The organism is Streptomyces sp. NPDC048516, from assembly GCF_043199875.1.
In the GTDB taxonomy this organism is placed as follows: Bacteria; Actinomycetota; Actinomycetes; order Streptomycetales; family Streptomycetaceae; genus Streptomyces.
The window spans coordinates 21669-28414 of the sequence record NZ_JBICWS010000040.1; the positions used below are offsets into that span (position 1 = coordinate 21669).

Sequence of the window (6746 nt, forward strand, 5' to 3'; positions counted from 1 at the left end):
GTTGAGGACGTCGAGAGGCATCCGGCGAAAAGGCCGGGAGAAATCCGGCGATACAGGGGAGACGGGGCATGACGGTAACGCAGAGCGAACCGGTCACGAGCGGGGCCGCGGCCGGGAGGCTGCCGGCGAGGCCGCGCGACTGCGCCCCCACGCTCACGCATCCGCGACCCGCGGGCCGGGACCAGTACACGATCAGCGAGGTGGCGGAACACACCGGACTCAGCGCGCACACCCTGCGCTGGTACGAGCGCATCGGCCTGATGCCGCATGTGGACCGGACCCACACCGGGCAGCGGCGCTTCACCAATCGCGATCTGGACTGGCTGAGCCTGGTGGCCAGGCTGCGGCTGACCGGCATGCCGGTCGCGGACATGGTCCGCTACGCCGAGCTGGTGCGGGCCGGGGAGCGCACCTTCGCCGAGCGCGAGGAGCTGCTGACCGCGCATCGCGAGGACGTACGGCAGCGGATAGCCGAGCTGCAGAGCACGCTGGACGTACTCGACTACAAGATCGACATCTATGCCGACGCCCGACGGGCGTCCGAGAGGTTCTGAGGTCATGGCTAGCGAGAAGATCGAGACGGTCGAACTGGGCACCGGCGGACCGCGGGTCGGGGTACAGGGCCTCGGCTGCATGGGCATGAGCTTCGCCTACGGCCCGACCGACGCCGGCGAGGCGCGGGCCACGTTGGAGCGGGCCCTGGAACTGGGCGTGACGCTCTTCGACACGGCCGACATGTACGGCAGGGGGGAGAACGAGAAGTTCATCGCCCCGTTCATCCAGGCGCACCGCGACGAGGTCGTGGTGGCCACCAAGTTCGCGATATCCCCCGACCCGGACCACCCGGACGACCCGTCCAAGCGCGTCATCCGCAACGACCGGCCGTACATCCGCCAGGCCGTCGAGGGCAGCCTCAAGCGTCTGGGCGTCGACGAGATCGACCTGTATTACATGCACCGGCGCACGGCGGACGTCCCCCTGGAGGAGTCGGTCGGCGCGATGGCCGAGCTGGTCGCCGAGGGCAAGGTCAAGCACCTGGGGCTGAGCGAGGTGACCGCCTCCGAGCTGCGCGCGGCGCAGGCCGTGCACCCGATCGCGGCCCTGCAGTCCGAGTGGTCGCTGTTCAGCCGGGACATCGAGGGCGGCGTGGTGCAGGCCGCGGCCGAGCTCGGGGTCGGTGTCGTCCCCTACTCGCCGCTCGGCCGGGGCTTCCTCACCGGCGCGTTCGTCAGCGCCGACAAGGAGCTGACGAAGGACGACTTCCGGCGGAGCCAGCCCCGCTTCACCGGCGACAACGCCACCGCCAACGCCGCACTGCTGGAGCCCGTCCGCAAGGTCGCCGACGCCCATGGAGTGACGCCCGGCCAGATCGCGCTGGCCTGGGTGCAGCACCAGGCAGCGGCCCGCAAGATCGCCGTCGTGCCGATCCCCGGTACCCGTAAGCGCAGCCGCGTCGAGGAGAACACCGGGGCCACCCGGGTCGCGCTGACCGAGCAGGACCTGGCGCTGCTGGAGCCGATCGCCGGACAGGTCGCGGGGGCGCGGTACGCGGACATGACGCACACCTCGGCGGGACGGTCGTAAGGCTCACGGGGCGGCCGTAAGGCCCGCGGGACGGTCGTAGGGCTCACGGGGCGGGGCCCTGGTGCGGTTGTTCGCACCAGGGCCCGCCCCGTCGGCCGGGTGCTCACGCCAGCCCCAGCGCAAAGGCGGCGAACCCGGCGGCCAGGAGCGCCGCGGCAGCCCGGCGGGCCCGGGTGACGCCGGTCCACGGCGCCTCGAAGCGGCGCGTGGTGCGCCCGATGAGGAGCAGCGCCACGCCGAACACCGGCAGCCAGGCGAGCCGGGCGAGGATCCAGACGGGGGTGTCGGGCCGCGTGGTCAGCCCGGGGATCTCGCCCAGGAAGGACGCGGGCACGGCCGCCGAGAGCATCGCCGTCTGATGCCAGCACAGGACCGTCATCGCCGAGAGGTTGACGATCGTGACCGGCGCCCACAGCACGGGCCGGCGCAGCAGACGGGCGAGCCGGTCACGGAGCAGGACCGCGGCGCCGGACTGGGCCGCCGCCAGCGCCAGGACCAGCAGCGACGGCGGGTGGGAGTTCGTACGGTCCTGACCGGGGACGCCGACCATGCTCGCCGGGTAGTGGAAGAACAGCAGCAGCGCGGCGAACAGCGCGGCGCCCCCGAGCAGCAGCGACCAGGCGGTGCGCCCGCCGAGCCGCCGCTCACCCCAGGACACCCCGAGCTGATAGGCGAACAGCCAGCCGGGCAGGAGATTGAGCAGGCTCAGCCATCCCGGCACGGCCTCGGCGAACGGCCCGTAGCGCAGGAAGTCCACCGCCGCCACGACGGCCGCCAGCGGGGCCGCGGGCCAGGCGCCCCACCGCCGGGCGGCCCACAGGCAGTACGGCGTGAGCGCGGTGACCGCCGCATACACGCCCACGAACCACAGCGGCTGGATCACCAGCGTCGCCCCGGTCCGCAGCGTCGCCTCCGGCACCCCCAGGCCGTACAGGACGGGGAGCAGCATCGCCCACACGGCCGTCACCCCGAGCACCGGGCGGCCCAGCCGGAGGATCCGGCCGCGCAGCCAGGCCCGGACGGGCTCGTCCCGCTCGGTGGCGCGCCGCAGGGACAGTACCGACGCATGGCCGCCGACGAGGAAGAAGATGCCGAGCAGCTGCAGTACCCAACTGGCGGGCGCGAGAGTGCCGAAGGTGCTCAGCGGGCTGGTGTTGTGCAGTGCGCCGTCTGCGTCGCGGGTGAAACCCCCGAGCAGCCAGTGGCCGAGGGGTACGGCGAGCAGGGCCAGCGCGCGCAGCCCGTCGAGGGCGCGGTCGCGGTCCGCCGGCGTGCGGTCCTCGATGGTGCGGACCGTCTTGGAGGTGGCGTCTTTGAGAGGGGTGAGGAAGGCGATGTCCATGAGGCGTCCTTGAGTCCTGGGAGCCGGAGGGGTGAGCGGGGAGGCAGGAACGCTGAGCCCTGAGCCCGGGGCCCTGAGCCCGGGGCCCTGAGCCCGGGGCCCGGGGCCGTTGCACGGGCCGGTGTCGCGGGCCGGTGTCGCGAAAGACCGTTGTCGCGGACCGGCGTCACCGCACGGCGCCGTAGTGGCCCAGCACGATGGCCGCGAAGTTCCGCAGGGAGTCCGTACCGGGGGCGAGATAGCCGGTGTGGCCCACGGCCCGTACGGCGGGGACCCGGCGGGCGCCGAAGGCGGGGTCGGTGGGGTCGGTGCCGTGGCCCAGGCCGAACACTTCGACGTTGGGGACATCGCCGATCCAGTCGGATGCGTCCCGCGCCGCCCAGACCCGGGCCGGGGTGTGCAGTTGCGCCACGCTGTCCCGGCGGACGCCGGGGGAGCCGAAGAGCACCAGGTCGGCGATGCCGCCGCGGGCCGGCCGTGCGGCGGCCAGCCCGCAGACCACTGAGCCGTAGCTGTGGCACAGCACGGCCGGGGCCGGGGCCCCCACGGCGGCCAGCCCGGACAGGAAGCGCGCCAGCCGCGGCGCTCCGGCATCGGCGAGCCGGCCGGTCATGGCATCCGGGCCGAGACCGACCGGTGTGGTGTACCCGGCCCAGGCGATGACCGCGGTACGGGTCCCGGGCGCGTCGGCGGCCAGCCGGGTCCGCAGCGACCTGGCCATCCCCGCCGGCGTGCCGTACGGATCGTGGTCGCGGTCGAAGGTGGCCAGGTCGATGTCCGAGCCCGGCACGATCACGGCGGTGTGCTCGGCGGTGGCCAAGTCGCCGTACACCTCGGCCACTTGTCCGCGGCCGCGGGGGTCGAAGGCGAGGATGTGGCGGCCGGGGGAGAGCAGCGAGGCACAGCGGGCGGCCGCCTTCCTGGCCTGCCGGCGCTCCTGGAGGGGGCCGGACGGATCGGCGGCGCGGGCCAGCTGCCGGTCCCGTTCCGCCGTCAGCGCACGGGAGTTGGCCGTGTACCGCACGGCGGGGGGCACCCCGTCGAGATTGCCGACGGTGAGCGGGTGCCGGGCCACCAGTGCCTGCCGCTGCCGGTCGGTCAGCGAGGCGAAGAAGCGGGTGACCTCGGCGGGCCGTGCGGTCGCCGGGTCCGGCAGCCGGACGCCGAGGGAGTGGTCGGCGCGCCAGGCGGCGGCGCCGGGCGCCGGGCCCGTGACGGCACTCTGCGCCGTGCCGGCCGCCCAGCCGCCGGTGCCGGCGGCCATGGCCAGTGCGAGCGCGGCGCCGACGAGCGTGCGCCGGCCGCGGTGAGCGACGGTTCGCAGCCTGGACATGGTGGTGTCTCCCTCTCCCGTTGGTGTGGCGGAGGGAAACGTAGGAAGAGGGCGTATGACGCGGCGTCACACCGCGGAGCCAACTGAGGGGTGATACCCCGGTAGGGGGGAGCGGCGCCCCTCGTCCTCAAGGAGGAGCAGCGCGGAAGGGCAGGCCCGGGAACCCTCCGCGGCCGCTACTGCTCCCCGGGCGTGACCAGCCCCGACTCATACGCGAAGATCACGGCCTGGGCGCGGTCCCGCAGCGCCAACTTGGCGAGCACCCGGCTGACATGGGTCTTCACGGTCTGCTCGGCGACGATCAGCGCACCGGCGATCTCCTGGTTCGACAGACCGCGGGCGATCAGCTCCAGGACCTCCGTCTCGCGCGGGGTGAGGCCCTTCAGCCGCAGCGCCGCCCGGCCCTTGCGCGGCGCGGGCCGCCGGCGGGCGAAATCGGCTATCAGCCGCCGGGTCACGGACGGGGCGAGCAGCGCCTCCCCGGCCGCCACGACCCGGACCGCGGAGAGCAGATCACCCGGCGGCGCATCCTTGAGCAGGAACCCGGACGCCCCCGCCCGCAGCGCCTCGTAGACGTAGTCGTCGACATCGAAGGTGGTCAGCATCAGCACCTTCGGGCGGTGCAGCACACCGGGGGGCGGGTCGAGCAGCTGCCGGGCCGCCTCCAGACCGTCCATCTCCGGCATCCGGACATCCATCAGCACCACATCGGGGTGCGTCCGGCGGCTCAGCTCCACTCCCTGCGCACCGTCCGGCGCGTCGCCCACCACCTCGATGTCGCTCTGCGCGGCCAGCAGCGCGGCGAAGCCCGCGCGCACCATGGCCTGGTCGTCGACGATGATCACACGCGTGGTCATACCGGGTCGGAATCCTTCGGTGAAAGGGGTGCCGCCGGGGCGGGCGGCGGCGAAAGGGGGAGCTGCGCGGCCACCCGGAACCCGCCGTCGGGCAGCGGACCGGTGTCGAGCGAACCGCCCACCAGCCGCACCCGCTCCCGCATGCCGATGAGGCCGTGGCCGGTGCCGTCGGTCTCCAGCGGTGCGCAGGGCGCGGACGGCGCGGGCGGCGGGGAGTTGACGACGAGGACGGTCAGCCCGCAGCCGTCCGCAGCCGTCGTCACCGACACCCGGGTCCGGGCGCCCGGGGCGTGCCGTACGACATTGGCCAGCGCCTCCTGCACGATGCGGTAGGCCGACAGATCCACCGCCGGTTCGAGCGGCCCCCGGTCCCCGGGCAGCGACAACTCCACCGGCACGCCCGCCCGTACGGTCCCCTCGACCAGCTTCGGCAGCATGCCGATACCGGGCTGCGGGGTCTTCTCCGGGCCGCCGTGCCGCTCCGCCTCCTCGCTGCGCAGCACCCCGAGCAGCCGGCGCATCTCCGCCAGCGACTCCCGTGCGGTCGCCGCGATCGAGCCGAACTCCTCCTGTGCCTCCAGGGGAATCCCGCTGATGCGGTACGGGGCGCTGTCGGCCTGGACCGTGATCAGCGACATGTGGTGGGCGACGACATCGTGCAGCTCGCGGGCGATACGGGTGCGCTCCTCCAGCAGCGTCCGACGGGCCCGCTCGGCCTCGCTGATGGTCTCCTGCTCGATCAGCTTCCGCCGGGCGTCACCGCGTTCCCGCAGCGTGGCGCCCATCATCAGCACCACTCCGGTCAGCACGAACAGCAGCACCCAGGTGCTGTTGATCCGGTCCGGGGTGACCGTGGAGACCGGGGTGACCGCCTCGGAGAGGATGCCCGCCACACCGGTCGTCAGCCAGACGGCGATCAGGGTGCGGCCGCGCTCGCGCAGGGACAGTGCCAGCATCAGCGCGAGATAGCCGACGATCGCCGTGGGCGGCCAGGGCCAGGAGCGGCCCGCGACACCGTCCGCGCCGGTGAGCGCCAGGGCGCAGACCACGTCCGCCGTGAAGATCACCCACCAGGCCTGCAGCGGCCGGGTCACCGCGAGCAGCAGCGGCGCGACCTGCGCGGTGGCCAGCGCGCCGGCCAGTCCGCCGTCCAGGCCGTAGTCGTGGCTGAGGAGGGTGATGGTCGTCGGTAGCAGGGACACCGCGAACACGAACGCGACCAGATACGGCAGCCGGCGCAGCCAGGCGCTTTGGACGCTGCCGAACAGCGGGGTGCCGGGTGCGGTCGGCGTGCCGAGCTCGACGGCGAGGAGGTGCGGCGCCTGTCGTACGGCGCGCAGCACCCGTCGCCGGGCCGGTTCGTGTGCGGGGTGGGAAGAGGGTCCGGTCATCGCGACTCCATCCAAGCGGAGCACCGCGGCCGTGACGTCATACCAGGGGCCGGACTTCCACCCCCTACCACGGTATGAGGCTCCTGCCGCCGCTCCTGCCGCCGCTCCTGCCGCCGCCCCGGTCGCCGCTCCTGCCGCCGAGCCGCTAGTGATCTGGTTGTGAGTTGATTGGGCACCACGTGAGTCGCTTTCCGTACCAGTTCGCGGGTTTGGCTGACGGGTGCTGGTTGGCTTCGGTG

The 6746-nt window shown here is 73.5% G+C and carries 6 protein-coding genes; 2 read left to right on the forward strand and 4 right to left on the reverse strand.

Annotation, left to right across the window (positions count from 1 at the left end):
- Positions 1–68: 68 nt before the first annotated feature.
- Both ACGFR7_RS36625 and ACGFR7_RS36630 read left to right on the forward strand, forming a co-directional pair.
- Positions 69–554 (forward strand): MerR family transcriptional regulator, encoded by a 486-nt coding sequence (locus ACGFR7_RS36625; RefSeq protein WP_393328164.1) that lies wholly within the window; start codon positions 69–71, stop codon positions 552–554.
- A gap of 4 nt (positions 555–558) precedes the next feature.
- A complete protein-coding gene (locus ACGFR7_RS36630; RefSeq protein WP_393328167.1) occupies positions 559–1584 on the forward strand; it encodes an aldo/keto reductase in 1026 nt (341 codons plus the stop codon).
- A 103-nt stretch (positions 1585–1687) separates the two neighbouring features.
- On the opposite strand, the gene ACGFR7_RS36635 is transcribed toward ACGFR7_RS36630, so the two are convergent.
- From ACGFR7_RS36635 to ACGFR7_RS36650, 4 genes are all read right to left on the reverse strand, one after another.
- Positions 1688–2926: an acyltransferase gene (locus tag ACGFR7_RS36635; RefSeq protein ID WP_393328170.1), complete on the reverse strand. Its 1239-nt coding sequence runs from the start codon at positions 2924–2926 to the stop codon at positions 1688–1690.
- Between the two features lie 166 nt (positions 2927–3092).
- Positions 3093–4259, reverse strand: a complete 1167-nt coding sequence (locus tag ACGFR7_RS36640) for an alpha/beta hydrolase (protein WP_393328174.1) — start codon at positions 4257–4259, stop codon at positions 3093–3095.
- Between the two features lie 176 nt (positions 4260–4435).
- Positions 4436–5116 (reverse strand): response regulator, encoded by a 681-nt coding sequence (locus ACGFR7_RS36645; protein ID WP_393328177.1) that lies wholly within the window; start codon positions 5114–5116, stop codon positions 4436–4438.
- Positions 5113–6507 (reverse strand): sensor histidine kinase, encoded by a 1395-nt coding sequence (locus tag ACGFR7_RS36650; RefSeq protein ID WP_393328180.1) that lies wholly within the window; start codon positions 6505–6507, stop codon positions 5113–5115. The genes ACGFR7_RS36645 and ACGFR7_RS36650 overlap by 4 nt, the downstream gene beginning before the upstream one ends.
- Positions 6508–6746 lie beyond the last annotated feature (239 nt).